25 protein-coding genes and 1 rRNA gene are annotated in these 25240 nt (G+C 53.8%); 19 read left to right on the forward strand and 7 right to left on the reverse strand.

What is annotated here, in order from left to right:
* Positions 1-32: 32 nt before the first annotated feature.
* Complete coding sequence (locus NLX71_RS20845; RefSeq protein WP_254365693.1) at positions 33-887, reverse strand: helix-turn-helix domain-containing protein; 855 nt, start codon at positions 885-887, stop codon at positions 33-35.
* Positions 888-1060: 173 nt separating this feature from the next.
* On the opposite strand from NLX71_RS20845, the gene mutY reads away from it, so the two are divergent.
* On the forward strand, positions 1061-2203 hold the full coding sequence (gene mutY, locus NLX71_RS20850; protein WP_254365694.1) for an A/G-specific adenine glycosylase: 1143 nt from the start codon (positions 1061-1063) through the stop codon (positions 2201-2203).
* A gap of 217 nt (positions 2204-2420) precedes the next feature.
* On the forward strand, positions 2421-3722 hold the full coding sequence (locus tag NLX71_RS20855; protein ID WP_254365695.1) for a metallophosphoesterase: 1302 nt from the start codon (positions 2421-2423) through the stop codon (positions 3720-3722).
* 493 nt (positions 3723-4215) lie between these two features.
* On the opposite strand, the gene NLX71_RS20860 is transcribed toward NLX71_RS20855, so the two are convergent.
* The 3 genes from NLX71_RS20860 to NLX71_RS20870 all read right to left on the reverse strand — a co-directional run bounded on the left by NLX71_RS20860 (position 4216) and on the right by NLX71_RS20870 (position 6062).
* On the reverse strand, positions 4216-4899 hold the full coding sequence (locus NLX71_RS20860; protein WP_254365696.1) for a Crp/Fnr family transcriptional regulator: 684 nt from the start codon (positions 4897-4899) through the stop codon (positions 4216-4218).
* A 230-nt stretch (positions 4900-5129) separates the two neighbouring features.
* Positions 5130-5744, reverse strand: coding sequence for a superoxide dismutase (locus NLX71_RS20865; RefSeq protein ID WP_253414831.1), 615 nt, complete (start codon positions 5742-5744; stop codon positions 5130-5132).
* A gap of 81 nt (positions 5745-5825) precedes the next feature.
* Entirely contained in the window at positions 5826-6062 is a 237-nt protein-coding gene (locus NLX71_RS20870) for a hypothetical protein (protein WP_254365697.1), read from the reverse strand.
* A gap of 408 nt (positions 6063-6470) precedes the next feature.
* Between NLX71_RS20870 and NLX71_RS20875 the strand changes: the two genes are divergently transcribed.
* The 9 genes from NLX71_RS20875 to NLX71_RS20915 all read left to right on the forward strand — a co-directional run bounded on the left by NLX71_RS20875 (position 6471) and on the right by NLX71_RS20915 (position 12457).
* Positions 6471-6908, forward strand: coding sequence for a GNAT family N-acetyltransferase (locus NLX71_RS20875; protein WP_254365698.1), 438 nt, complete (start codon positions 6471-6473; stop codon positions 6906-6908).
* Between the two features lie 186 nt (positions 6909-7094).
* A complete protein-coding gene (locus tag NLX71_RS20880) occupies positions 7095-7646 on the forward strand; it encodes a DUF402 domain-containing protein (protein ID WP_254365699.1) in 552 nt (183 codons plus the stop codon).
* Positions 7647-7649: 3 nt separating this feature from the next.
* Positions 7650-8246, forward strand: a complete 597-nt coding sequence (lepB, locus tag NLX71_RS20885) for a signal peptidase I (RefSeq protein WP_254365700.1) — start codon at positions 7650-7652, stop codon at positions 8244-8246.
* Positions 8246-9469 carry a tRNA epoxyqueuosine(34) reductase QueG gene (queG, locus tag NLX71_RS20890; protein ID WP_254365701.1) on the forward strand — a complete coding sequence of 408 codons (1224 nt, stop codon included), beginning with the start codon at positions 8246-8248 and terminating at the stop codon, positions 9467-9469. Before lepB ends, queG begins: the two co-directional genes overlap by 1 nt.
* Positions 9470-9474: 5 nt before the next feature.
* Complete coding sequence (locus NLX71_RS20895; RefSeq protein ID WP_254365702.1) at positions 9475-10008, forward strand: methylated-DNA--[protein]-cysteine S-methyltransferase; 534 nt, start codon at positions 9475-9477, stop codon at positions 10006-10008.
* A complete protein-coding gene (locus tag NLX71_RS20900; protein WP_254365703.1) occupies positions 10005-11033 on the forward strand; it encodes an HD-GYP domain-containing protein in 1029 nt (342 codons plus the stop codon). Before NLX71_RS20895 ends, NLX71_RS20900 begins: the two co-directional genes overlap by 4 nt.
* Positions 11034-11114: 81 nt before the next feature.
* On the forward strand, positions 11115-11330 hold the full coding sequence (locus NLX71_RS20905; RefSeq protein ID WP_254365704.1) for a YneF family protein: 216 nt from the start codon (positions 11115-11117) through the stop codon (positions 11328-11330).
* A 78-nt stretch (positions 11331-11408) separates the two neighbouring features.
* Entirely contained in the window at positions 11409-11999 is a 591-nt protein-coding gene (gene folE, locus NLX71_RS20910) for a GTP cyclohydrolase I FolE (protein ID WP_254365705.1), read from the forward strand.
* A gap of 74 nt (positions 12000-12073) precedes the next feature.
* On the forward strand, positions 12074-12457 hold the full coding sequence (locus NLX71_RS20915; protein ID WP_254365706.1) for a DMT family transporter: 384 nt from the start codon (positions 12074-12076) through the stop codon (positions 12455-12457).
* 70 nt (positions 12458-12527) lie between these two features.
* Here NLX71_RS20915 and NLX71_RS20920 read toward each other — a convergent pair whose 3' ends face one another.
* Together NLX71_RS20920 and NLX71_RS20925 are read right to left on the reverse strand one after the other, a co-directional pair.
* The gene (locus NLX71_RS20920; protein ID WP_254365707.1) at positions 12528-13778 is read right to left on the reverse strand and encodes a Fe-Mn family superoxide dismutase; all 1251 of its coding nucleotides are present in this window, start codon (positions 13776-13778) and stop codon (positions 12528-12530) included.
* A 99-nt stretch (positions 13779-13877) separates the two neighbouring features.
* Positions 13878-14900 (reverse strand): alpha/beta hydrolase, encoded by a 1023-nt coding sequence (locus NLX71_RS20925; RefSeq protein ID WP_254365708.1) that lies wholly within the window; start codon positions 14898-14900, stop codon positions 13878-13880.
* 383 nt (positions 14901-15283) lie between these two features.
* On the opposite strand from NLX71_RS20925, the gene NLX71_RS20930 reads away from it, so the two are divergent.
* Positions 15284-16030 (forward strand): IclR family transcriptional regulator, encoded by a 747-nt coding sequence (locus NLX71_RS20930; RefSeq protein WP_254365709.1) that lies wholly within the window; start codon positions 15284-15286, stop codon positions 16028-16030.
* 88 nt (positions 16031-16118) lie between these two features.
* Here the strand turns inward: NLX71_RS20930 and acnA are convergent, their stop codons facing one another.
* Positions 16119-18824 (reverse strand): aconitate hydratase AcnA, encoded by a 2706-nt coding sequence (gene acnA, locus NLX71_RS20935; RefSeq protein ID WP_254365710.1) that lies wholly within the window; start codon positions 18822-18824, stop codon positions 16119-16121.
* 235 nt (positions 18825-19059) lie between these two features.
* Here acnA and NLX71_RS20940 point away from each other — a divergent pair, with 235 nt between their 5' ends.
* The 7 genes from NLX71_RS20940 to NLX71_RS20970 all read left to right on the forward strand — a co-directional run.
* The gene (locus tag NLX71_RS20940; protein ID WP_254365711.1) at positions 19060-20082 is read left to right on the forward strand and encodes an amidase domain-containing protein; all 1023 of its coding nucleotides are present in this window, start codon (positions 19060-19062) and stop codon (positions 20080-20082) included.
* A 118-nt stretch (positions 20083-20200) separates the two neighbouring features.
* Positions 20201-21331, forward strand: coding sequence for a D-alanine--D-alanine ligase (locus NLX71_RS20945; RefSeq protein WP_254365712.1), 1131 nt, complete (start codon positions 20201-20203; stop codon positions 21329-21331).
* Positions 21332-21419: 88 nt separating this feature from the next.
* Positions 21420-21737 carry a hypothetical protein gene (locus NLX71_RS20950; RefSeq protein ID WP_254365713.1) on the forward strand — a complete coding sequence of 106 codons (318 nt, stop codon included), beginning with the start codon at positions 21420-21422 and terminating at the stop codon, positions 21735-21737.
* Between the two features lie 133 nt (positions 21738-21870).
* Positions 21871-22863 (forward strand): UV DNA damage repair endonuclease UvsE, encoded by a 993-nt coding sequence (uvsE, locus tag NLX71_RS20955; protein ID WP_254365714.1) that lies wholly within the window; start codon positions 21871-21873, stop codon positions 22861-22863.
* Positions 22864-22969: 106 nt separating this feature from the next.
* Positions 22970-23737, forward strand: coding sequence for an enoyl-ACP reductase FabI (gene fabI, locus NLX71_RS20960; RefSeq protein ID WP_254365715.1), 768 nt, complete (start codon positions 22970-22972; stop codon positions 23735-23737).
* Positions 23738-23961: 224 nt separating this feature from the next.
* On the forward strand, positions 23962-24822 hold the full coding sequence (locus tag NLX71_RS20965; RefSeq protein ID WP_254365716.1) for an inositol monophosphatase family protein: 861 nt from the start codon (positions 23962-23964) through the stop codon (positions 24820-24822).
* Between the two features lie 352 nt (positions 24823-25174).
* Positions 25175-25240, forward strand: a 16S ribosomal RNA gene (locus tag NLX71_RS20970); the annotation flags it as partial.

The following is a 25240-nucleotide window of genomic DNA, read 5'->3' on the forward strand; positions in this document are numbered from 1 at the left end:
AGGAACCGTGCGTCCAGCACGTTCCGCGGGTATTATTTTGCCGGTGTGAACCGGTGTTTTTTGGCATATTCGCGGGGGGAGAAGCCGGTCACCTTCTTGAAAATGCGGCTGAAATAAAACTCGTCCGTGTAGCCGACGCTGCCGGCAATCGATTTCAACCGGTAATCCGACAGCACCAGCAGCTCCTTGGCCCGGTCGACGCGCAAATGCGTAAGGTAATCGATCGGGCTGTAGCCGATGTATTTTTTGAACAGGCGGGAGTAGTGGCTCACGCTGAGCCCGGCCATTTGCGCCAGCCCTTCGAGCGTGAGAGGCTCGCGGTAATGCCCGACCATGTAGTCCTGCGTCAGCTCGATCGCCGCCGTCGTATCGCCGGCGATTTTCTGCGCGCGGAAATCGGCGACCAGCGTCAAGAAAAACTCCTGCAGCACGATTTTGCGCCGCATCGCCGTCATGTGTCCCCGGCGCTTCCACAGCATATGGAGCTGTTCCATCAAATAAATGAGCTGCGGCGTATTGGTGACCGTGTACATCCCCTCCAGCGGGAACCACGCTTCGGCGGCGCTGCGGGAAATCCACTGTTCCTTCTCCTCGTAAACTTCCGTATAATGAAAACGTAGAAAATAGTATTCGAGCGGCTGCTCGGGATCGGTCGTGCGTTCGACGATCATGCCGGGGGCAAAGCAGAACAGCTTGCCGGGCTCGGCAGGATAATGCGTGCCGCCTATCGTAAAGGTGCCCTTGCCCTTAATGATCAGCCATACGGAGTGGTACTTGACCGTTCGCGGCTTCTGGCGCCAGTCGGGCTCGCATTTCTGATGCCCGACGAGCAGAATCGAGATGACCAGCTTGTTCAGGCGCGAGGCCAGCTCTCCGGGAGTCAGCATCGGCGTCCGTCCTTTCCTTCTTGAGATAAGCGCCGTCATGAGCTATTTTTAAAGCTTCGCTTCTATCTTGGCAATCGTCGTATCTGTCCTTGCAAAAAAAGTCGTACCGCCGTTTATTCGGGGTATTGATTTCTATTATATCCCGAAAACGTGTGCAAAGAGAAGGAGATCCTATGTCCAGTTCAGAGCAAAAGCAGTATTTCTCCACCGAGCTGTTATCCTGGTACCGGCGGCACAAGCGCGACCTGCCTTGGCGGCGCAGCCGGAATCCGTATCATATTTGGGTATCCGAAATCATGCTGCAGCAAACCCGGGTTGACACCGTCATTCCTTATTTTAACCGGTTTATGGATAAATTTCCGACTGTCGCAGCATTGGCCGAAGCGCCTGAGGGCGAGGTGCTGAAGGCGTGGGAGGGGCTCGGCTATTATTCGCGCGCCCGCAATCTGCAAAGCGCCGTCCGCGAGGTGAAGGAGCGTTACGGCGGCGTTGTGCCAGACACGAAGGAGGAGGTGTCCTCGCTTAAGGGCGTCGGCCCTTACACGACCGGGGCGATTCTGAGCATCGCCTACAACAAGCCCGAGCCTGCCGTAGACGGCAACGTGATGCGCGTGCTGTCGAGATATTTTTTGATCGAAGACGATATCATGAAGGGGAGTACCCGCGTCAGCATGGAGAAGCTCGCGCAGGAACTGATTCCCGAAGGGGCGGCCGGCGATTTTAACCAAGCGCTGATGGAGCTCGGCGCGCTCGTCTGTACGCCCAAGTCGCCGAGCTGCCTGACCTGTCCGGTCATGGCGCATTGCGCGGGACGGGCGGCCGGCATGGAGGAATCGCTGCCGGTGAAGACCAAGGCGAAGCCGCCGCGGCCGGAGCGGCGGTACGCCGTAGTGATCGAGGGCGCGGCGGAGCACGCCGGCCGGGTACTGATCCGCCAGCGGCCGGCCGAAGGGCTGCTGGCGCGCCTGTGGGAACTGCCGCATGCGGCAGTTCCCACAGCGCCCGCAGCCGCGGAGGCGCGCGGCGAAGGCGGAGACCCCGCCGCGGCCTATGCCGCGCTGGCGGCGCATCTCGCCGGGGACGGCCTCGGGCTCGGCCCGGTCGGCTGGCTTATGCAGGCGGAGCATACGTTCAGCCACATCCGCTGGGAGATGGAAGTGTACGCCGGCCGCCTGGAGGAATCCTCCGCGCTGCTGCTGCCTGTGCCACTGCCGTCGAATTATCGCTGGATAAACCGCGAGGAGATGGAGCAGTATGCGTTCCCGAACGTCTTTTTGCGCATCCTGAATGCGTATTTCAGCCAAACCCGGGGCTGAGGCAAGCGGCATTAATATTGTTATAAAACACCAGATAGAGCTTTGTCGGCACTTCATCCGTGGAGATGACGACTGGCTCTTTTTTTTGTATTTTCTGATCTAATGTCTTTTTTTCAGTTCTAAAGTTTGTTTAAAACCATATGTTAAAAACCGTAAAAAACATAAGGGAGTGAATGGCAATGAAACGAGTAGGAAATAGCGAAAGGGGGATTGCATATTGACTGCGTCTCCGGGAAAGTTCAGCGTCATGATTTCGTCGGACCCTCAGTATCCTTGGTATGATGGCGTCCTGCCCGAGGGCTTGAAAACGGAAGACGAGATCAAATTGAATTCGGCGCGTCAAATATCCGAGCAATACGAGAGTATGAACGAATTGGCGAAACAGCGCCGAGAAACCGGAAGTCTTTTTCCTGTACATGGGGTGTTGATCAACGGCGACCTGACAGCTTTCGGTCATGACTGGCAGATGGAGAAGTACAAACAACTGCTCGGAAAGCTTGAACTGCCTTATTACCCGGGACTGGGAAACCATGATTATGCGAACAACGTGGACGACAGCTACAACAACAATTGCGCGACGCGTATGGTCGATTTTATGTACGGGTGGTTAAGATTGCACACAGGAATGCTCAAATACGATTTCGCAGAAAGGTCTTATTACAAATTCCCGGAGTTGCGGGTAGATTATACGGGCAGCCTGGCCTATTCGTTTAATATCGGCAAGGTCCACTTCGTTCAGCTGCAAAATTTCCCCTCGTATACAGACAATTGGGATTCGTGGAATGCTGGCTCGGCCCGCAGGGATTTTTTCTTCATTAAGCCATCCTTCACATGGCTAAAGAACGATCTGGCTATCGCACGCAACAGAGGCGACGTGATCATCGTCAGTCTTCACGACTATCATGACAATTTTATCGAGCCGTTTGTGACCGAGTTCGACGATATGATAAACAAATATGGCGTATCCGCAGTTTTTGCCGGGCATATCCACCGAACTTGCGGCAAGATGGGAACCATCGGGAGTTCGAATATCCCTTTCTTCCGTTCAGGCGCGGCTTCCTACCAGGATTACCTTGTAGCGGATATAGACACGGAACAGAAGAAAATGATTGTCCGTAAAAGGGCATGTCCATTAAACGGCAAGTACGACTTCACTGGAGATTCATGGGAATGCAACCTTAACGATACGATTCCTTATCCTCCCATGCCGGTTCCTCCTACGGAGGGTCATGTTACATTCTTCAATGATGGCGGTTTCGAAGCGCGCTTCGAACTCCATTATACCTATGGCGGAGAATCGCTGGTATTCAAAACCGGCGGTATGACTTTAGGCAACAAGAAGACCTATTACATTCCTCCCGATGCAACCGATGTTTGGATTATCGGACAGGAACACACAGGTCTGGTTTGGGAAGGATGGCGGACTGTCTTTGATCTCAGGTTCGTATCGCCGCCAAACAACTGTTTCAAATTATATGGCACAACCTTGCAACCGAAATGGAATAACGACTGCAGTTGATAGGAAAGAACCGGACTCATGCGGTTGAACGGGCGCAGCACTGGAAGACTGAAGGCCTTCTACGGGCGCCTTTGCTCTCGATCGTTGCGCTGTGCCGCAACCCGATTCGTTATTTATAGGGATTGTATATAAACATCGCTTCGTTACCCAGCACGAGGTGATACATGAAATAGAATAGCGGTGAACAAAGGATCACAACGAAGAGAATTGCCACTAGCAGAAGGCCGCTATTTCGCTGCTTCGGTTCATTTGTTTTCAGGTTTGCCATACGTTCATACCCCTTTTCACATTTTTTTGCTTTACGATGTCCTTATAGCTGAATTATAGGAAACGCGGCCGGATGTGTAAGTGATGTAAATCACGCTTTTCTTTTCCAAATGTGAAAGAAAAATGGCAATGTAATAAATGACATAGACAGCCCGGATAAAATGAAAAACGCCAGCCTGGAAACGAAGGTCTGCCCTTCGTTCCGGGTTGGCGTTTCTTGCGATATCTAGTAAATCTGCTTCTTCATCGCTTGGATGTCTTTGATCAGAATATGCTTTTTGTCGATCGCGATGTGCTCGTCTTCCTGCAGCTCCTGAAGCACCTTCGTCACCGATTCGCGCACCGTGCCGACCATGTTGGCCAACTGCTGATGCGTCAGCTTCATATCGATAAACATGCCGCCGGCTTTCGGCTGGCCGTATTCTTCCGCCAACCGGCAGATCGTTTTGATCGTGCGCGTCCGGACGTCGAGGAACGTAAGGTCGTATATTTTCTCGTTCGCTTTGCGCAGTCGCTCCATAGCAACTTCCATCAGCTTCAGACACAGCTTGGGGCTTCGCTCCATAAACTGCTGAAAATCCGAGCGCATCAGCGTATACAACGAGCAGGCCTCCAGCGTTTCTGCCGTCGCAGAGCGCCTGAGCCCTTTTTGAACCAACGACATCTCCCCGAAAAAGTCCCCTTCCCGGAACAACGAAAGAATAATTTCCTTGGAATTGTCGATGCGGTAAATTTTGACGACACCGGAATGAATCAAATAAAATTCCTCACCGACGTCTCCTTCGAAAAATAAAATGTTTCCTTTTTTGAATTTTCGTTCCACGAACAGGGGAACGATCGTCTCCAACTCGGCCACCGACATATCTTGAAACAGCGGCACATCATGCAGGAGAGTGATCAGTTTGCTCATGAGTCTCACTCTTTCCTGATCAAATATGTTGCGTTTTTCGGTCACGGTTTCCGTTTTCTCCAAAATTCGCCTATTTCTCTATCATACTACGTTCCGGCTTCGGGGGAAAGGGGCCTTGGATATACCTGTCAGGTGGTCTTAGAGGAGAATCGGTTCGTTCGATGCATGTCGAGAATAGAAAAAGGACTGCATGGAGGAGAACCTCCGCAGTCCTTTGCTGGCAAGCCCGATTATTTTACAGCCGCTTCGTAACGTTTGCCTACTTCGTTCCAGTTGACAACGTTCCAGAATGCCGCGATGTAGTCAGGGCGTTTGTTTTGATATTTCAAGTAGTACGCGTGCTCCCATACGTCCAGACCGAGGAGTGGCGTTTCGCCTTCCATGATCGGGCTGTCTTGGTTCGGCAGGCTGTACACTTTCAATTTGCCGTCTTTGGTCACAGCCAGGAAAGCCCAGCCGGAGCCGAAACGGGTCGTGGCCGCTTTGGCGAAATCTTCTTTGAACTTGTCGAAGCCGCCCAGTTCGCTGTTGATCGCGTCAGCCAGCTTGCCGCTCGGAGCGCCGCCGCCGTTCGGACCGATCGTTTCCCAGAACAAGGAGTGGTTCGCATGGCCGCCGCCATTGTTGCGGACTGCGGTACGGATGCTCTCCGGTACGCTGTTCAGATCGGCGATCAGGTCTTCCACGCTTTTGGATTGAAGATCGGCATGACCTTCAAGTGCAGCGTTCAGGTTCGTAACGTACGTGTTGTGGTGACGATCATGGTGGATCATCATGGTCATTTCGTCGATGTGAGGCTCAAGCGCATTGTTTGCATAAGGAAGTGCCGGTAATTGGTGTGCCATCTTCTATCTACCTCCTGAGGATATGAGATTTCCAAGATTTATTATCGCCTATTTTCCATATAAAATCAACATTTATGTATATTAAGTGTTCGTGGCCGGGGCATCCTCTCCACGGAACCGTTCGCCGCCGCGGTGTTCGATCTCATGGATGATCTGCCCGAGCATGGCGGTGCCTTGAGCGTTCAGCCAAGGGGACAGGTCGCTCATGACCCGTTGATGGTAATGAAGCTCCTCTGACGTCCATTTCGTCATTTGCACATCGTTCAGTTCGTCAATCCGGCGCATCGTACCGGATTTAGTCGTCGCTTCGTGTGTCATCGTCTTCCTCCTCAAGGCAATCCGAACGATTGCCGTATGATATTGCATCGTCTGTGCAAAGCCAAAGATTACCGGATTATCGTTTCACGCCGTTCGGACTTTTATGCAAAAGAAAAGCGGAGGCAGTTCTGCCTCCCAAGCCTAACCCCCACTGCTTGAACTGGAGCTCCCGATCCCGCCGTGTCCGCCGGAGGGGAGCTTTTTTCGCCGTTGATCGGAGATTGCACGATTTGCAAAGAATAGACAATAAATGCCTCGAATCTCTTGTAAACGATTAAAATTAAGCGCTTTCAAGAGCAATTTTAAAAAATATGAAGATTTTTTATCGTTTTTTTGAAAATTAGCAGGAATATTGCGTTATTTGTCGTATTTTATTATCTACCATATGAGTGGCGGGGAGAGTTTAACATGCTTGTAAGTTCGTATCTGGTTCGTACGTTTAAATTGTCCGATTACGTTTCAGTCACGGAGCTTTTCAGGAATGTGCTTTCAGAGGAATGTTATGAGGAGACAATGTCGGCTTTCGCCAGACAGTTGTCCTGGGACAGCGAGCTCGTCCTTCTTACCGAGAACGAAGGCAAGATCGTCGGGGTCATCGTCGGAACGATCGATAACCAGGATGGCTACTACTATCGCATTGCCGTAGAGCAGGAACACCAGCGCAGAGGAATCGGCCAGACCTTGATCGAGTCCCTTCGCCAGCGCTTCGTGGGTCGCAAAGTGCGCCGCATTATGGTCACCATCGATGCGCACAACGAAGTGGTCATTCCCATATACGAGAAAGCCGGCTATCAGGCAGATGACTTTTCCCGATTCCCGCAGCGGCTCAGCATTGTGAACGGCTGACATCGGACGAATCAAGCTTAACGAATCACTCAGGCATACCCGGAGCCCTTCGGCTTCCCGGCTATGCTTTTTTTGTTTATTCGAAGATTACGGCTCTTGAAAGCGGTGCAACATAAGTTTATCATTAAGGCTGAGAAGGAAACACGACAGTCAGTTGAAAACCGCAGGCAGAAGGGTTTGGACCACATGGAGACGTTTATCCCGCATGTCATCAAAAGCTTTAAACACGATGGGCACTTGCATCGCATGTGGATTGAGAATTGGTTGGTGCCGGAACGTCTGCTGCATGAATCCCATCGGGCGGAGTCCATGCTGGTGCTGATTAACAGCCAGACGAAAATCGTCGAGGCCGACGGCAAAGAATGGGTCAGCCGCATACCCGGAGTGTCTTTTTTTATCCCGGGGCAGTGGTTTAACGTAGTCGCGCTGATCGAGGAAGCCGGCGTCCGGTACTACTGCAACGTCGCTTCCCCGCCGTATGTGAACGGACGTGTCATTACCTATATTGATTACGATCTGGACGTGATTCGCATGCCGGCGGGCGATGTGCATGTTGTTGACCGGGAAGAATATGAGCGGCATAAGCTCGCCTATCATTATTCCGCCGTCGTGGAGTGCAAGGTCGAGCAGGGCCTGCAGCATTTGCTGGGGCGTGTAAAAAGCGCTAAAGCGCCGTTTCAGGATGAATTGGTCCTATCCTATTATGAGCAGTGGAGAGAACGCGGAGCGGAGGGTTAGGATGTGAGCTTTTCTCTGAGCAACAACGAAAGTGAACGGACCGAAAGCCCATCGGAAAGCCCGGTTAGCTCCAACCCTTTACGGGAGCTGCTGGGCTGGATGAAGTGGTTCGCATTCGCGTTGGCCTTGGTCGTGCTCATGCATCAATTCGTGTTTCATTTGTCCACAGTCAAAGGGGAATCTATGCAGCCTACGCTGGAAGAGGGCGAATGGCTGTTTATCAATAAAACGATCCGCTACGCCGGAACGCCGCCCAAGCGCGGAGACGTCGTGGTCATCCAGGAGCCGCCGGGAAGCGAATCGATGCATCCTTTTTTGGTGAAGCGGGTGGTAGCGTTGTCCGGAGACGAGGTGCATATCCGGAGCGGCAAGCTTTACGTCAACGGCAGCGAGGCGCAGGAAGCGTACACGGATACCAGCATCGAGGATGGGCGCTTCGAGCCTTATACGGTTGCCGAAGGCCATCTGTTTGTCATGGGGGACAACCGACATCTGTATGCCAGCTACGATAGCCGTACTTTCGGAGCCATTCCCGTAACCCGGGTCATTGGACGGGCGGAATGGATCGTATGGCCGCCGCAAAAGTGGAGGAGCCTGTAATGGAAAAAGAAGACAGCAGGGCGGGAACGGAGCAGCAGAGCGAACGTTTTGCGGCGGCGGCGGAGCTGCACCCCGCAGACTGGAGACAGCTCAAGCAGCAGCTGCAAGCGGAAGCTTCGAAGATGGGCATTGATAAAATCGGCTTTGCGAGCGCTGACCCGTTCGTCGAATTGAAGGATATTTTGATCCGGCACCGCGAGAAAGGGTTCGAATCCGGCTTCGAGGAGCCGGATATCGAGAAGCGTGTGGACCCGGCGTTGACGCTTGCGGAGCCCCGGTCCATTATATCGATTGCGGTGGCGTATCCGTCGAAGCTGAGAAACGCGCCGCGGTCCGAGCCGGGCGCATACCGGGGCATTTTGTCCCGCTCCGCTTGGGGGCAGGATTACCATCACGTGTTGCGCAACCGGCTGGCAAGGCTGGAAGCCTGGATTCGCGAACGGGTGCCCGGAGCGCGCACGGCGAGCCTCGTCGATACCGGGGCGCTTGTCGACCGGGCGGTGGCCGAGCGGGCCGGGATCGGCTGGATCGGTAAAAACAGCTGCGTCATTACCCCGGAGTGGGGGTCTTGGGTATTTCTCGGCGAGCTGATCACGAATGTGCCGTTTCCGCCCGATACGCCAGTAACCGAGAGCTGTGGCGATTGCACGCTCTGCATCGATTCCTGCCCGACCGGCGCACTGGTCGGACCGGGGCAGCTTAACGCGCAGCGCTGCGTTTCGTTCCTCACGCAGACGAAAGGGCTCATCGAGGACGACGAGCTGAAGCGCAAGATCGGCAACCGGCTGTACGGCTGCGATACGTGCCAGATCGTTTGCCCCAAAAATAAAGGCATTCACGCCGGGCATCAACCGGAGCTGCAACCGGACCCTGAGGTCGTCAAGCCGCTGCTGCTGCCGCTGCTCTCGATGTCGAACCGCGAGTTCAAAGAGCGGTTCGGCCACAGCGCCGCCGCTTGGCGCGGCCGCAAGCCTATCCAGCGCAACGCGATTCTCGCGCTGGGCAACTTCCGGGACGCAAGCAGCGTGCCGCAGCTCGCGGAGCTGTTGCGAAAGGACGAGCGCCCCGAGATTCGCGGCACGGCCGCCTGGGCGCTCGGCCGCATCGGAGGCACAGCTGCGCGCGAGGCGCTGGACGCCGCTTGGGAAACGGAGCGGGACGAGGCCGCCCGCCGGGAGATCGGCAAGGCGCGCGCAATTTACGGGAGAGCGACAGGGGGATGAGCAGGATGGCGATTCGGTACGATGAAATTGATTCACCGATTGGCGTATTGACGCTCGGCTGGAACGCAGAGCCGCAAGGCGGCTTGTGTCAGATCGAATTCGGCGCGTTCGCCGATGTCGAACCGAAGCTTCGCGCTTGGTCCGGGCAGCGGTACGGCACGGACGATTGGATACGGGACCCCGGAGCGTTAACTGAGGCGGCTGAGCAGTTGCATGCTTATTTTGCCGGTACGAGACGGACGTTCGATTTGCCTCTGGATTTGCGCGGCACGCCGTTTCAAATTCAAGTATGGAAGGCGTTGACCGATATTCCGTTCGGTGGAGCCTGGTCGTATAAAGACGTTGCCTTCCGGATCGGCTCGCCTAAAGCGGTGCGCGCCGTAGGAGGAGCGAACAACCGCAATCCGGTCCCGATTATTGTGCCCTGTCACCGCGTGATCGGCGCAAGCGGCGCGATGATCGGCTACAGCGGCGGACTGCACATAAAGACGTTTTTGCTTCAGCATGAAGGCTTTTCGGGGAAAGGGGCCCTAGCGTGAGATACGTGCATATCGAGAACGTCGAGTCCGGGCAATATTTGGGACGGACGATTTTTTCCGCAAACGGGGCGGTGCTGCTATCCGAAGGGGTGCAGCTAACCGTATTTATGATCACGACGCTGAAACGGATCGGCGTGACGATGATTTATATTAAAGACCCTCAGTTTGACGATATCGAGCCGGTTGACCTTGTATCGGAGGAGACGAAACGGGCCGTGATGCAGCGGATGGGAGAGACGATCGATTCGATCCGATCCGGGAAAGATTTCAACATGAAGCATGTCGGGGCAAGCATTGATACGCTGCTGGACGATATTATGAAAAACAAAGAAGTACTGGTGCAGTTGTCGGATATCCGGACGCACGACAACGCAATGTACGTGCATGCGATCAACGTTTGCATGATGTCGACCTTGATTGGCATCAATATGGGGCTGCCGACGACGCAGTTGAAGGAACTGGCGATCGGCGCGCTGCTGCACGATGTCGGCAAGCTTGAGCTCGTCACGGACGATGACAGCGGCGATCCGAAAAAGCATCATACGTGGCGCGGCTTTGAACTATTGAAGCATAAGCGCGAGCTCAGCTTGCTGATTGCGCACGTCGCTTTCCAACATCACGAGACGATAGACGGAACAGGCATACCGCGTCAACTGCTGGGCGAGGAGATTCATCTGTACGCCCGCATCGTTGCCGTTGCGGATACGTATGACAACCTGCTGTTCGATTTATCCGAAGGCCGGAGGATGCTGCCGCACGATGCGTGCGAACGCATGATGGTGCTGGCGGGCGAGAAGCTCGACCGAGAGATCGTGATCCAGTTTTTGCGCACGGTGTCGGTTTATCCGACAGGCACGTCGGTCAAGCTGTCCACCCGGGAAACCGGCGTCGTGGTCGGTCAGCACCGGGGGCTGCCGGGCCGGCCTGTCATCCGTGTGGTCAAGGGCAGCGGAGACGACATGGAGGTCAAGGAAGTCGATTTGGCCAAGCAGACGACCGTGTTTATCGAGAGCGTCCTGATGTAGCGAAAAATGGTGTTTGTAACCGGGGCTTTGACATGCTATGATGAAGAAATGACATCTATCGTTTGAGGTGAAGGTACGATTATGTGGGGTTACGTCATTACCGCGGTTATCGCCCTCATTGCTGGAGGCGCGGCCGGTTTTTTTATCGGTGTGCAGTACTTGCGCAAGCAGCTTGAAAAAATGCAGAGCAATCCGGAAATGCTGCAGCAGATGGCCAAGCAAATGGGGTACAACTTGAACAAGCAGCAGATGCAGAAAATGCAAACTATGATGAAGAATCAAAAGTTTCGTCCGTAAGCCCGAAAAGCCTGGTCGCGGGCTTTTCTTTCTATATTGGAACGGAAACTCCGGACGAATTCAGGAGGAGGATAACCAGTGCCGGCCAAAGAGTACAGAAACAGCCGTGTTGCCGAAAACCGGGAACAGGTCGAGTATCATGTCCGGGAGATTTTGCGTCTGATCGGCGAAGATCCGGACCGGGAAGGTCTGCTTGACACGCCTGCGCGGGTAACCCGCATGTATGAAGAAATTTTTGCGGGCTACGACGCGGACGTGAAGGATATTTTAGGCGTTGCCTTTGACGAGAAACATGAGGAGCTCGTCATTGTGAAGGATATCGTCTACTACAGCCAGTGTGAGCATCATATGGCGCCGTTCTTCGGCAAAATCCATATCGGATACATTCCGAGCGGCAAAATTGCCGGGCTGAGCAAGTTCGCCCGCTTGGTCGAAGCGGTCACACGCCGCCTCCAAGTACAGGAGCGGATCACGTCGGAAATTGCCGACATCATCGAGTCGGTGCTCGAGCCGCACGGCTGCATGGTCGTCGTCGAGGGCGAGCATCTGTGCATGTGCGCGCGCGGCGTCAAGAAGCCGGGCAGCAAAACCGTCACCTCCGCCGTTCGCGGACGGTTCCGTACGGATGCGGTCTCGCGCTCGGAGTTTTTATCGCTAATTAAAGAGTAAGGACAAGGATGCGAGGATGCGGGGGAGCCTGCGTCCTTTTTCTTTCGAACAATGGATACAAGGGAGACGTGCATATGTATTGGTTATATTTGGGGGCTGCGATTGTCCTCGAAATCGCCGGAACGATTTCAATGAAATTTTCCCAAGGCTTTACGCGGCTGACGCCTTCGATTCTCATGGTCGTCTTTTACTTGCTGGCGTTTACGGCGCTCAATTTCTCGTTGAAACAAATTGAAGTGAGCGTGGCGTACGCGATATGGTCGGGTCTCGGAACGGCGGTCATTGCGGTGATCGGTTACTTGTATTTTAACGAGTCCATGTCGCTGTTAAAAGCCGGCTCCATTGTGTTAATCATTCTTGGCGTCATCGGACTGAACGTGGGCGGAGGGGCTCACGGAAGCACGGCCGATGCTCAATCGGAGAGCACCCTTGCGTCAAAGCAGCAGGCACAGGACTAAAGGATGCATGGCGTATCCGCTGATCTTACGCATACGGACCGGATTTCCGTCAGCCGGGGATTCGTTAGGTTTAATAAGGTAGCCACATCAAATGACGGGCAGCCGCGAACCGTTCGTTAACATGGTCCCAATTCACCGTGTTCCACCAAGCTTCAATGTATTTGGGCCGTTCGTTCTTATATTTAAGGTAATACGAGTGCTCCCATACATCCAGCACGAGGAGCGGGATGACGTCCCATTGCGACAAGTTTTGATGCTTTTCCGCCTGCAAAATTTCCAGCCGGTGGCTGCGCGGGCTCCAGACCAGAATGGCCCAGCCGCCACCTTCCACTTTCTCCGCCGCTGCACTGAATTGCTTGCGAAACCCTTCGTAGGAGCCGAACGATTTTTTTATCTCTGCCGCGATCGGTCCCGTCGCTTTTCCGCCACCGCCTGGCTTCATCACATTCCAGAAAATCGTATGGAGGTAATGCCCGGCTCCGTGGAACGCCGCCTCCCTTTCCCAATGCGCAACCAGCGAAAAGTCGCCCGTCTCCCTTGCGCGGGCAAGCATGTTCTCGGCTTTATTTAGCCCGTCAACATAGCTTTTATGGTGCTTGTCATGATGCAGCCGCATCGTTTCCGCATCGATATACGGCTCGAGTGCATTGTAGGCATAGGGCAGAGGCGGCAGCTTATGGCCTCCAATCGGTACGGGCCTTGAATAGGGGGACTGAGGGCGTTCTCCCGACCACGTGCCTTCCTGCGTAGCCGTTAGCTGATTCAGATCGATGGGAAGCGGTTCGTTTTCGCTGCGCCATAAGTGGATGTGCGCTTGCTCCTCGTCCGGGGCACGATTCTCTGTCACTGCATACGGTGCATCCACTGCATCCTCGGCGCGAAACTCTTCAGCTCCTTCAGGTGTGCTTTGGACCGCATGCAGAACGCCCAGGAAATATTCGGATTCGCGTATGATATGCAAGAACACGGTTTGGACGACCGGATTTGCCCGAACCGGACGGCTTCGTTCCAGAATGAAAAACAACTGTCGGATAAATTCCTGCGATTGGGCAATGGACGCATAGAGCAGCTCATTAATTTTGTCGATGATATACGGACCGACCGGGGGCTTAGCCCGCAGCACGGCTTTGATCCATTGCTGGCTGGCGGCTTCCGTCTGTGCAAGGACACCTTCCCATTGCTGCAGCAGCGCGGCATATTCCGGTTCGAGTTTGGGTACCAGTTCACGGATGACGACCGTATGTTCTCTCTCCTGCATTTTCCAGAACCGAATTTCCTCCAATACCCTGAGCGGCATCAAGGAACCGTAAACGTACAGCATACGCAAAAACCTCCCCATCGTTCTGTTTCATCCGGCTTTCGCGGCCGGACGCTACAGGAACATTGTATTCGGGGAGGTGTACAGCTATGTTTGATTTGTCTAACGGGCTTTACTATACTTCAGCGGTTGTGCCGGAGCGGAGGACAACGTACGGAGGAAGCCGGTCGTCATCTCCAGATAGCTTTTGCTGTGAGCGCGATAGATGAGCTCGTGCCCGTCGTTTTCCAGCAGCCACAACGCGGAACCGGAGTCCGCTTTTTGCTTCTGGAAGATCCCTTCCGTCATTTCGTACGGGGCCAGCAAATCTTTCTTGCTGTGGATGAAAAAAATCGGCATCGAATACTGTGTCTCTTTCACTTTGTTATAAGGCACTTGGTTCAAGCTGACTCCATTGATCAGCGGGAAAAACATATGCACAAGGTTTTGAGAAAACTTCGGCAAATTCGCTGCCTGCTTCATGTTATGGTACAAGGTGTCCGGTTCGAGCACGAACGTGCTGTCCAGAATCATGCCGTCGATCTCTTTCGTTTGCAGCGCGGCCTGCAGAGCCGTTCCGGCACCCATCGAGAAGCCCCAGACGAACACTTTTTCAGCTCCCCGGTCTTTCGCGTACTGGATGGCGCCCAGCAGCTCTTGCGATTCGCGCAAACCGCCTGTCACGTTCCACTGAGGCTGGACGAAGCCGTAATCAAACATCAGCACGTTGTAGCCCATATCGTGGGCTGCCTTAGCCAAATCGTAGATGGGCACCCAGATTTCTTCGCGGTTCCCGCCATAGCCGTGCGAGAACACAACCGTTTGCCGGGCCGCTGCCGTTCCCGCGCTCGACGGGATATACCAGCCGGACAGATTCGAAGAGGCATTCAGACTTGGAAATTGCACGTCCTCATAAGCGGCGCCGAAGGCAGCGGCGGGATTCGAACGCAGCGGATCGATATGCGGCCGGCCCAGCGTCCAAGCTACATAAGCGTGGAAGGCCATCGTTAAGCTGAACAGCAGAAGCAGAACGGACAGCAGAGCGAGAAGCAGACCCCGGTGCCTTCTAAGGAAGGTAGTTCGTTTGATAGCGCTTTCAACCGTAGTGGTGCTTAAAGGTGCGGGTGAATAAGAATTGGTTTCCATGCCGGATCCCTCCCATTGAAAACTAAGATGACTTGACTGCCTGTTGCGGATGACGTTGGGTACAGCCCTGATAAATGATTTGAAAAACGCGAGCTTTTTATCCGAGCGATCGGAGGGAAAAACTTGCGATGTACATTTGCTGTCAGAATCGCAAATTCGAGGCTTGTAAGATCCTTGTATTTTTATAGTAAAGGGAGAAAGACCGGGCGTCAATATTGCGCGAAAAATGTAAACTTTCTGTAATCTCCCTGTAACATCGTTTGTTACAACTACTGGAAAAACAATATTTTATTGAAGCAGGAACGACCTTCATATAGGAAAACGCATAGAAATCGGCTATAATAGATTTCAACCAGTGAAACAGATTTTCGGGGAGTGGGAATATGGTCGAAGATGGCAAACTAACCGTTCGCGCCGTCGAACGGGCTCTGGATATATTGCTTTGCTTTACGGAAGCGGAAGATTTAAACTTAACGGAAATTTCCACAAAGGTCGGGCTGCACAAAAGCACGGTCCACCGGCTGTTAGCCTCGCTGGAAGGCAAAGGCTTTATCATTCGCGACCCGGGCTCGGAGCGGTACCGTCTCGGCTTTCGCATCTGGGAGCTGAGCGCCAATTTGACGCACAGCGACGATCCGGCGCTGATCGTGCTGCCGGAGATGGAACGACTGCGCGACCAAGTCGGCGAGACCGTCAGCCTGTACGTGCGCGACGGCATGGAGCGCGTCCGCGTGCAGGCGGTTCAGAGCAACCAGGCGATCCGCCGGGTTGCTCCGATCGGGGCGAGACTGCCGCTGTCCGTCGGCGCGTCGAGCAAGATCCTCGTCGCTTTCGCCGATCGGAACGAGCAGCAGCAGCTGCTGCGCGACCCGTCCTGGCCGACGGCGGTATCTTCAGCTGCTTATTTGCAGCAGCTGGAGGAAGTAAAGACGCTGGGCTACGCCACCAGCGTCGAGGAGCGCGAACCCGGCGCCGCGGCGGTGGCGGCGCCGATCTTCGGCCGCGCCCAGCGGCTGGTCGCCGCTCTCGCGGTATCGGGGCCGGCCAACCGGCTGACGCTCAAGAAGATGAAGGAGCATGCGCCAGCGTTGATGGAGGCCGCCCGCAGAATGGGCAAGATGCTGAAGTAATTGGCAGAGCTGCTTCATGTAGCAAAAAAAGAAGCCCCAAGGCCTCGCGAGGAGGATTGGGGCTTTCCTGTATATAAAAGGCTTCGTCTTACGCAATGATTTGACGCAGGACAGTTTGCAGAATACCGCCGTTGCGGTAGTAATCGACATCCACGTAGCTGTCCAGACGGACAATGGCTTCGAAGCTGAAGCTCGAGCCGTCTTCGCGCGTGACGTTGACGGATACTTTTTGACCCGGCTGTACGTCGTTGCTGAGACCCGTAATGTCGAACGTTTCTCTGCCAGTCAAGCCAAGCGATGTCCAGCTTTGACCTTCCGAGAATTGCAGCGGCAGCACGCCCATGCCAACAAGGTTAGAACGGTGAATCCGCTCGAAGCTTTCCGCGATGACGGCTTTCACGCCGAGCAGGAACGTTCCTTTTGCCGCCCAGTCGCGGGAGCTGCCTGTGCCGTATTCTTTGCCGGCAATAACGACGAGGTTCGTGCCTTGCTCTTGATACTTCATGGAAGCATCGTAGATGGACATGACTTCGCCAGTCGGCAGGTAAGTCGTTACGCCGCCTTCGGTGCCCGGTGCCACTTGGTTGCGGATACGGATGTTCGCAAACGTACCGCGCATCATAACATCGTGGTTACCGCGGCGGGAACCGTAGGAGTTGAAGTCTTCTTTCTTCACGCCATGCTCGATCAAGTATTTGCCGGCAGGGCTGTCGACCTTGATGTTACCCGCAGGCGAGATATGGTCCGTCGTGACGGAGTCGCCGAGCAGCGCAAGCGTCTTGGCTCCGCGGATATCCGCGATGTCCGACAGTCCGGCGCCCAAGTTCTCGAAGAACGGCGGGTTCGCGATATACGTGGAAGTCGGCCACTCGTACAGCTCGCCTTCCGGTACTTGGATCGCGTTGAAGCGCTCGTTGGAACGGAACACGTTGGCATATTTTTCACGGTACAGCGCAGGGCTCATCGCGGTTTGGATCGCTTCTTGAATCTCCTGCGATGTCGGCCAGATGTCTTTCAGGTAAACCGGCTCGTTCTTTTGGTTGTAGCCGATCGGATCGTTCGCCAGATCGATGTTGACCGTACCGGCCAAAGCGTAAGCGACGACAAGCGGCGGAGAAGCCAGGTAGTTAGCTTTCACTTGGGCGTGAACGCGGCCTTCGAAGTTCCGGTTGCCCGACAGTACGGCAGCTACGGTCATATCGTTGTCGGCGATCGCTTTGCTGACTTCGTCCGGCAGCGGACCGGAGTTACCGATACACGTTGCACAGCCATAGCCGGCGACGTGGAAGCCGAGAGCTTCAAGCGGTTCGAGCAGACCGGCTTTTTTCAGGTATTCGGTAACGACCAGGGAGCCTGGCGTCAAGCTGCTTTTGACGTAGCCCGGTTTTTGGAGGCCGAGAGCTACCGCTTTCTTCGCAACGAGACCGGCGCCCAGCATAACGCTTGGGTTAGACGTATTGGTACAGGAAGTAATCGCTGCGATGACGACGGCGCCTGTGCCCATTTTGCTCGTTTCGCTGTTCGGATGCTTCACTTCGACCGTTTCCGCGATTTTCTCGTCGGACAAGCCGTAGCCGCCTTTTTCGATCGGGGTGCGGATGATGCTGTTGAACGATTCCTTCATGTTCGTCAGCTCGACGCGGTCTTGCGGACGCTTCGGACCAGCCAAGCTCGGAACGACCGAACTGAGGTCAAGCTCCAGCGTATCGCTGAACACCGGATCTGGCGTTGCGTCGGTGCGGAACATGCCTTGCTCTTTATAGTAAGCTTCGACAAGCGCGATTTGCTCTTCGCTGCGGCCCGTGCCTCTCATGTAGTTCAAGGACTCGGAGTCCACCGGGAAGAAGCCGATCGTTGCGCCGTATTCCGGAGCCATGTTCGCTACCGTCGCACGGTCTGCCAAGCTGATGTTGCTCAGGCCTAGGCCGTAGAATTCGACGAATTTGCCGACAACGCCTTTTTTGCGCAGCATTTGGGTTACGGTGAGCGCGAGGTCGGTTGCCGTAGCGCCTTCCGCCAGCGTACCGGTCAGCTTCAAGCCGATAACTTCCGGCGTAACGAAATACAGCGGTTGGCCCAGCATGCCTGCTTCGGCTTCGATACCGCCGACGCCCCAGCCAACGATACCCAGACCGTTGATCATCGTCGTATGGGAGTCCGTACCGACGAGGGAATCCGGATAAACTTCCGTTTCGCCGTCAACGGTTTTCGTTGCTGCGACGGATGCGAGATATTCAAGGTTAACTTGGTGAACGATACCGGTATCCGGCGGCACGGCACGGAAGTTGTCGAACGCCGTTTGCGCCCAGCGCAGGAAGCGATAGCGCTCCTCGTTGCGCTCGAATTCGATGCGTTCGTTATATTCGAGTGCGTCCGGGGAACCGAAGGCATCAACCATAACCGAGTGGTCGATAACGAGGTCGACCGGAACAAGCGGGTTGATCCGTTTCGGGTCGCCGCCCGCCCGTTTCATCGTATCTCTCATGGCTGCCAGATCGACGACGACCGGTACGCCGGTGAAGTCCTGCAGCACGATCCGTGCCGGAATGAATGGAATTTCTTTGTTGGCATCGCGTTCGGAAGCCCAGCCGGCAATTTGTTTCACGTGCTCTGCCGTGATCGCCTTGCCGTCGAATTGACGGATCGCGGCTTCAAGCAGAACTTTAATGGAGAAAGGCAGATTTTGCACATGGCCGTTGCCTTGCGCTTCAAACGCCTGCAGGCTGTAGTAGTTGTACGATTGACCGCCAACGTTCAGCTGCTTGCGGACCGAGAATTGGTCTTTTTTAGACATGGTGCTATTCCTCCTTAGACAAGTAATCAGCTGCATGGATCTTGTTTCATTGTATGAAACTTGATTTCATTATTAGCCATAGCTATAGTATACATGCTGAAAGGCCGTTTCGTAAAGGTGGATTTCGCTCATTTTTATTCGGCGGCGCGCATACCATGGGAATGAATGTTTTCTGTCCTATAGAAATAAATCGATCTTAGCCGTACAGGCTTCCGAATGAAAGGGGAACGATGCCGTGTCTTGGAAAGCGACCCTCTACGACTATGTACATCATCGCAATCAAATGGACATCGATTATTCCGTGGAACCGATGCTGCCCTTTGTGAAGGACGCCGCCTATTTGAGTGCGCAGACCGAGAGGCTTGCCCGGCGGGCGGACACCGACCGTCAGCGGCAATTCGTACCGACCAAAAGCGAAACCCGGCTTACCGTCGATCAAGTGGCGGAGCGCGGAGACAGCATCGTAGCCGACGTCACCCTCAGACGGACGACCGTCGGCGAGATTTGGCAGGTCCTCCACGAAGAGCAGCGGATCGAACAGGAACGGATCACCCTTTCCCCGGTGTCAGACGGCTGGTCCGTTGTACATATCGAATATCTTCGAACGGAGCAGGCTTTACGTTTAAAACCTCCGGTTGCGGGCGGGATCATGCAGGCGGAAGATTCGTTTGCCGCTGTCGGGTTAATGCGTGCTCCTTCCGTACCGTATTTGAATACGCAAATCATTTCACATTTCCAGCAAGCTGCCGCCCGCACCCCTTACAACCGGCTCGAAGTGGTGCGTTACGCCGATCAATGGTGGGATAGAACCAATCCGACCTATCTTGCTTTTGAGGTCAACTGCAGCAATTACGTGTCCCAATGCATCTTTGCAGGTGGAGCGCCTATGAACTATACTGGTAAAAGGGATTCGGGCTGGTGGTACAAAGGCCGGGTCGGCGGTCAGGAGCACTGGAGCTTCAGTTGGGCCGTAGCCGAAAGTCTGCAGTTCTATTTGCTGACGAGCCGCAGAGGGCTGCGGGCCCAGGAAGTGGCGAATCCGCAACAGCTCGATTTGGGCGATGTCATAAGTTACGATTGGGACGGCGACGGCCGGTATCAGCATACGACCATTGTTACCGCCAAGGACCCAAGCGGCATGCCGCTTGTCAATGCTCAGACGATCAACAGCAAGCATCGGTACTGGAGCTATGCGGATTCCCCGGCTTGGACGAAGCGAACGCGCTACCGTTTTCTGCATTTATCCGATTCTTTTTAATCTTTCCGAATTTAGCAGTGCCGTAGTTTAGGCTTCGCTTTTCTGCCGTCGGCCATGCACGGAGCCCGCTTTTTCATCATTTTAGACGGCATGGATCAACATTCTTCCGGAGGTTTCTATGAGCGACAAAATACGTGTAGGCTTGATTTACGGCGGCAAATCCGGGGAGCATGAAGTCTCGCTCCAAACGGCACTGGCCGTCATCAAAGCATTCGACTTGAACAAATATGAAGTGCAGCCGTTTTACATAACCAAGCAAGGGGACTGGCATTCGGGACCGCAGCTTATGACGCCGGCCGAATCGGTCAAAGAGCTTGCGTTCGATAGCTCGTCCGAATCTTCGGGAGAGTTTGCCCTTCAGCCGTTTTTTGCCGCCCAACCGGCTTCCGCCGACGCGCCGATTAAGGTGTCGGGCGCTTCTGCGCCGTTTGCCCCGCTGGATGTCGTATTTCCTTTACTGCACGGCACGTTCGGCGAAGACGGCACCATTCAAGGGCTGCTCGAAATGGCGAACATCGCCTACGTAGGCGCAGGCGTACTGGCTTCGTCCGTAGGCATGGACAAAATCACCATGAAAAAAATATTCGCCCAGGAAGGCCTGCCTCAATGCATTTTCCGTCACTTTACGCGAAGCCAGTGGGAAAAAGACAACGCCTATTTCCTGATGGAAATTGAAATCTCGATCGGATATCCCTGCTTCGTCAAGCCGGCCAACCTCGGATCGAGCGTCGGCGTAAGCAAAGCACGCAACCGCGAAGAGCTGCTTGCCGCCGTCAATCAAGCATTTCGTTACGACCGCAAGGTCATTGTCGAAGAGTTCGTGAATGCCCGCGAGGTGGAAGTGGCGGTGCTCGGCAACGACGAGCCGCAAGCCTCCGTCGTCGGCGAGATCGTATCTTCGAGCGAGTTTTACGATTACAAGGCCAAATATGTCGACGGCACCTCGTCGATGATTATTCCGGCGGAAATTCCGCAAGAGACCGCGGAAGAAATCAGGGAGCTCGCCATTCGGGCGTTTACGGCTATCGACGGTTCGGGCTTGTCCCGCGTCGATTTCTTCCTGCGGAAAGAAGACAACAAAATCTTCATTAATGAAATAAACACTATGCCGGGCTTCACTCCTTACAGCATGTATCCGCTACTGTGGCGCGAGAGCGGGAAGCCTTACAGCGAGTTGATCGACGATTTAATTCATCTTGCGTTGGACCGTCACGCCGAGAAGCAGCGCTTGGAGTATACCTTGGACTAACCTTCAGTGCAGGTTAAGCGCCGGAACTTGCTTTTGTCTTCTCGGGTTCGATATGCTTAAGCTAAAAATGGCTGAAAGGAGCGAATTCATGGGATTTCAAACCGAGTTCAATTCCGTATGCAAGTTCAAATCCGAACAAGAGCTGTTCGAGCTGCTGGAGTACGGCCGCGGCAAAATGATGAAGAGCGGCTTCCGCGTGTTTCCTACCGGACAGAAAGTCATCGCCTACACGCCGGATAACCAAGCCGTTGCCATCGTTAAAATTTTGGCCTCTATCGCCGAAATTAATTTTCAGGGCGAAGAAGTGACGCAGGTCGAGATGGAGCTGGTTCGCAAGCTGAACGAGGAAGAAGTGCGCATCCAGACGTCGTTGGCTCACGAAATGTTTTTCGGAGAGCGGGCGTAGACTGTCAGCTCGGCCGACCTTACGGTGCGTAAACCATTAAGGACAGCATCCTTTTCCAGCCATGGAAGAGGGTGCTTTTTTCTTTCCGGGGAAAAGCTATGGAGTAGTTAACTATCGGGAGCGTGATTGTAGCATGATCGTTCGTCTTGGTTATGTAGCGATGTCCATGATTGTCCAGAATGCCTCGCCTTCCAAAACGATGACGTATACCAACTTCGCCAAGCTTGACGACCGGGATGCGGCGCTGCGCAAGCTGGAGCGGATTGCCGCCGAGAATCTTCACAACACGCTGCGGCTGCTAAAGCATAACCGGGCGCATGACATCGATCTATACCGCTGCTCCTCCAAGCTGATTCCCTTAGTCGGCCATGAGATGCTTAGCGATTGGGACCCGATGGAAGTGCTGGCGGAATCGTTTGCGGAAGTCGGCAGCTACGCCCGGAAGCATCGGATGCGCATCAGTTTTCACCCCGATCATTTTACAGTATTAAGCACTCCGCGGGAGGAGGTGCTGCGGCACTCTTTCGCCGATCTGGATCGTCATGTTCGCATGCTGGAGGCGATGGGACTGGACGCGTCGGCCAAGTGCAACATTCATATTGGGGGCACGTACGGCAACAAAACAATGGCAACAGAACGGTTCATTCGCAATTTCGATGCTTTAGAGGAGCGGATTCGGGAGCGGATGACGCTGGAGAACGACGACAAGACGTTTACCGCCCTCGAAACCTTGGAGGTATGCGAGGAGGTCGGGGTTCCGATGGTGCTTGACATTCATCACGACCAATTGAACCGGAGTGCAGAGGTGGCGGAAGAGTTATGGCCGCGCATTCAACGGACATGGCAAGGTCAGAAAGCGCAGGCGGATACCACAGTTCCTCCGCACGAATTGCCGCCCAAAATTCATGTCTCCAGCCCCAAAAGCGACAAAGATCCCCGCGGCCATGCCGATTTCATCAATACCGGCATTCTCATGCCTTTTTTGCGTGCCATTGCCCCGACAACACCTCGGCTCGATATCATGCTTGAGGCAAAAAGGAAAGACGAAGCGCTGTTTCATCTTATGGAAGCGATCGGTCAGGAAGAAGGGATTACGATATTGTCCCAAGCCTCGTTTGAGCTGTAACTTTCGGCGAATCCACACACTTGAAATCTTTGTTAAAATCAAGTACGTTGAGAAGGGAGAAAGTTGTCCTAGCCCTATTTTATGGATGAGAGGGGAATTGGTGGATATGAACTTGGTTGCCGGCAAAAACATATTGGTCATGGGGGTCGCTAACGACCGCAGCATTGCCTGGGCGATCGCGCAATCTTTGGCAAGCCACGGCGCAAGACTTGTTTTTACATATGAAAGCGAGCGGGTCGAGGAGCGGGTGCGGAAGCTGGCTGATACGATTCCGAACTCCGTCATCCTGCCCTGCAACGTCACTTCGGATGAAGATATCGAGAAGCTGGCCGGAGCCTTGAAAGAACAGTTTGGCGTGTTGCATGGCATTGTGCACAGCATCGCTTTTGCGCGCACGGAGGAGCTGGAAGGGCTGTTCGTCAATACGTCGAGAGACGGCTTTGTATTAGCTCATGATATAAGCGCGTACTCCCTGGTGGCCGTGGCCCAGAAGCTTTACCCGCTGATGACTGAAGGCGGCAGCATCATGACCATGACTTACTTGGGCGCCGAACGGGCTATGAAAAACTATAACGTCATGGGGATCGCCAAAGCGGCACTCGAAGCCAGCGTACGTTATTTGGCGAACGATCTCGGCCAATATAATATCCGTGTTAATGCCATATCGGCCGGCCCGATCCGTACCCTCGCAGCCAAAGGCATCAAAGATTTCAATTCCATCTTGAAAATCGTCGAGGAAAAAGCGCCCCTTCGCCGCACGACCGAAACCGCCGAGGTTGGAGATACCGCCCTCTTCTTAATGAGCCATCTATCCCGCGGGATTACGGGAGAAGTGATTTATGTCGATGGCGGTTACCATATTGTCGGAGTTTAATCCTCTACTTATAACACAGCCATCCGTCATATCGGCGGATGGTTTCTTGTATAAATTGGGTATTTGGGGAAAATCAAGGTTTTGTTACAATTGACTGCCGGTTTGGACGAAACTCCGTAGCATATTTTACGTATATTAACTATACTGATACTATTCGATCTGTTGTCATGTCACTAGGATTAAAAAGACTTTTATTTATTGGTATAGAAAAGGAATGATTAGTAATGACCAATCCCAACATCCCCTCCTTTGCTGTCGGCAGCAAAAGCTTTACCGCGGTCGCAATTAATATCGCTTCCAAAGCGGGAGAATGGATTCAAAGCAAACTTGGGGACTTCAACAAGCTGCAAACCAAATATTCGTCCCACGATCTTGTCACGGAAGTCGATAAAGGCGCCGAAACGATGATTCGCAATTTGATACTGACGCATTTCCCTCATCACGTTATTTTGGGCGAAGAAGGAGTCGCTCCCGGTCCGGACGCTTCCAAGCGAGCGCTGGAGCAACTGAGAGACGCCGAATATTTGTGGATCGTCGATCCGTTGGATGGCACGACGAATTTCGTACACGGCTTTCCCTTTTTCTCCATCTCGCTGGCGCTTGCTCATAAAGGCGAGGTTATTGTCGGCGTTGTTTACAACCCCATTCATAACGAACTGTATGTTGCCGAGAAGGGAAAAGGCGCTTATCTTAAAGGAAAGCGTATGCAAGTTTCTTCCGAAACGAAGCTCATCGACAGTTTGGTTGCAACCGGATTCCCTGCCGATCGGGCAGGCGCCCTGCCGGTGAACCTGCGAGGCGTTCAAGCGTTGGCTCCTAAAGTAAGGAATCTTCGCGTGGCGGGATCTGCTGCTCTGCATATGGCTTATGTAGCTGCAGGACGCTTGAGCGGATTTTGGGAAATTGGCTTAAATTCTTGGGATATGGCTGCCGGAGCGCTGCTTATTTCCGAATCGGGCGGGAAGGTTACCGATATGGATGGGAATCCGTACAGCTTGCATGTCCGCGATGTTCTGGCTACGAATGGTCATATTCACAACGAAATCCACAAGGAGCTGTCAGCAGCTGCGGCCACCGGAATTTAAAGTGATATTTCTGCACTGGGATACAAACCAACGCTGGTTTGTATCTTTTTTATGCAGAGGGGTTGATTTTCGATTTGAGCCATGGTATATTAGTCTTCCGGCCATGAGCTGGGGCATCGCAAACTGGTGCAAGGACAAGCTTTTGAAGAGTTTCGAAAAAAAACTTAAAAAAAGTACTTGCATTACAGGTTGAAGATGTGGTATATTAAAGAGGTCGCTTTTGACGGGTTGTAAAACGAAGTCGAAAGATGGCGAACATCATTGCCCTTTGAAAACTGAACATTGAGTGAGTGTCATAAAGAGAATGCAAATTCTCGTCAGTAGTAAATTTTGAGCTTTAATCAGCTTTTCTTTAATGGAGAGTTTGATCCTGGCTCAGGACGAACGCTGGCGGCGTGCCTAATACATGCAAGTCGAG

Origin of the sequence: Paenibacillus sp. MZ04-78.2, assembly GCF_024213375.1 — a bacterium.
In the GTDB taxonomy this organism is placed as follows: Bacteria; Bacillota; Bacilli; order Paenibacillales; family NBRC-103111; genus Paenibacillus_G.

Excerpts from the sequence above, each read along its gene's own strand:
- NLX71_RS20925 (WP_254365708.1), bottom strand. The coding sequence starts at position 14,900 with ATGGAAACCAATTCTTATTCACCCGCACCTTTAAGCACCACTACGGTT.
- NLX71_RS20915 (WP_254365706.1), top strand. The coding sequence starts at position 12,074 with ATGTATTGGTTATATTTGGGGGCTGCGATTGTCCTCGAAATCGCCGGA.
- mutY (WP_254365694.1), top strand. The coding sequence starts at position 1,061 with ATGTCCAGTTCAGAGCAAAAGCAGTATTTCTCCACCGAGCTGTTATCC.
- NLX71_RS20930 (WP_254365709.1), top strand. The coding sequence starts at position 15,284 with ATGGTCGAAGATGGCAAACTAACCGTTCGCGCCGTCGAACGGGCTCTG.
- NLX71_RS20905 (WP_254365704.1), top strand. The coding sequence starts at position 11,115 with ATGTGGGGTTACGTCATTACCGCGGTTATCGCCCTCATTGCTGGAGGC.
- NLX71_RS20920 (WP_254365707.1), bottom strand. The coding sequence starts at position 13,778 with ATGCTGTACGTTTACGGTTCCTTGATGCCGCTCAGGGTATTGGAGGAA.
- NLX71_RS20870 (WP_254365697.1), bottom strand. The coding sequence starts at position 6,062 with ATGACACACGAAGCGACGACTAAATCCGGTACGATGCGCCGGATTGAC.
- NLX71_RS20965 (WP_254365716.1), top strand. The coding sequence starts at position 23,962 with ATGACCAATCCCAACATCCCCTCCTTTGCTGTCGGCAGCAAAAGCTTT.
- queG (WP_254365701.1), top strand. The coding sequence starts at position 8,246 with ATGGAAAAAGAAGACAGCAGGGCGGGAACGGAGCAGCAGAGCGAACGT.
- NLX71_RS20945 (WP_254365712.1), top strand. The coding sequence starts at position 20,201 with ATGAGCGACAAAATACGTGTAGGCTTGATTTACGGCGGCAAATCCGGG.
- acnA (WP_254365710.1), bottom strand. The coding sequence starts at position 18,824 with ATGTCTAAAAAAGACCAATTCTCGGTCCGCAAGCAGCTGAACGTTGGC.
- NLX71_RS20880 (WP_254365699.1), top strand. The coding sequence starts at position 7,095 with ATGGAGACGTTTATCCCGCATGTCATCAAAAGCTTTAAACACGATGGG.
- fabI (WP_254365715.1), top strand. The coding sequence starts at position 22,970 with ATGAACTTGGTTGCCGGCAAAAACATATTGGTCATGGGGGTCGCTAAC.
- NLX71_RS20875 (WP_254365698.1), top strand. The coding sequence starts at position 6,471 with ATGCTTGTAAGTTCGTATCTGGTTCGTACGTTTAAATTGTCCGATTAC.
- NLX71_RS20950 (WP_254365713.1), top strand. The coding sequence starts at position 21,420 with ATGGGATTTCAAACCGAGTTCAATTCCGTATGCAAGTTCAAATCCGAA.
- NLX71_RS20860 (WP_254365696.1), bottom strand. The coding sequence starts at position 4,899 with ATGAGCAAACTGATCACTCTCCTGCATGATGTGCCGCTGTTTCAAGAT.
- NLX71_RS20845 (WP_254365693.1), bottom strand. The coding sequence starts at position 887 with ATGCTGACTCCCGGAGAGCTGGCCTCGCGCCTGAACAAGCTGGTCATC.
- uvsE (WP_254365714.1), top strand. The coding sequence starts at position 21,871 with ATGATCGTTCGTCTTGGTTATGTAGCGATGTCCATGATTGTCCAGAAT.
- NLX71_RS20895 (WP_254365702.1), top strand. The coding sequence starts at position 9,475 with ATGGCGATTCGGTACGATGAAATTGATTCACCGATTGGCGTATTGACG.
- NLX71_RS20865 (WP_253414831.1), bottom strand. The coding sequence starts at position 5,744 with ATGGCACACCAATTACCGGCACTTCCTTATGCAAACAATGCGCTTGAG.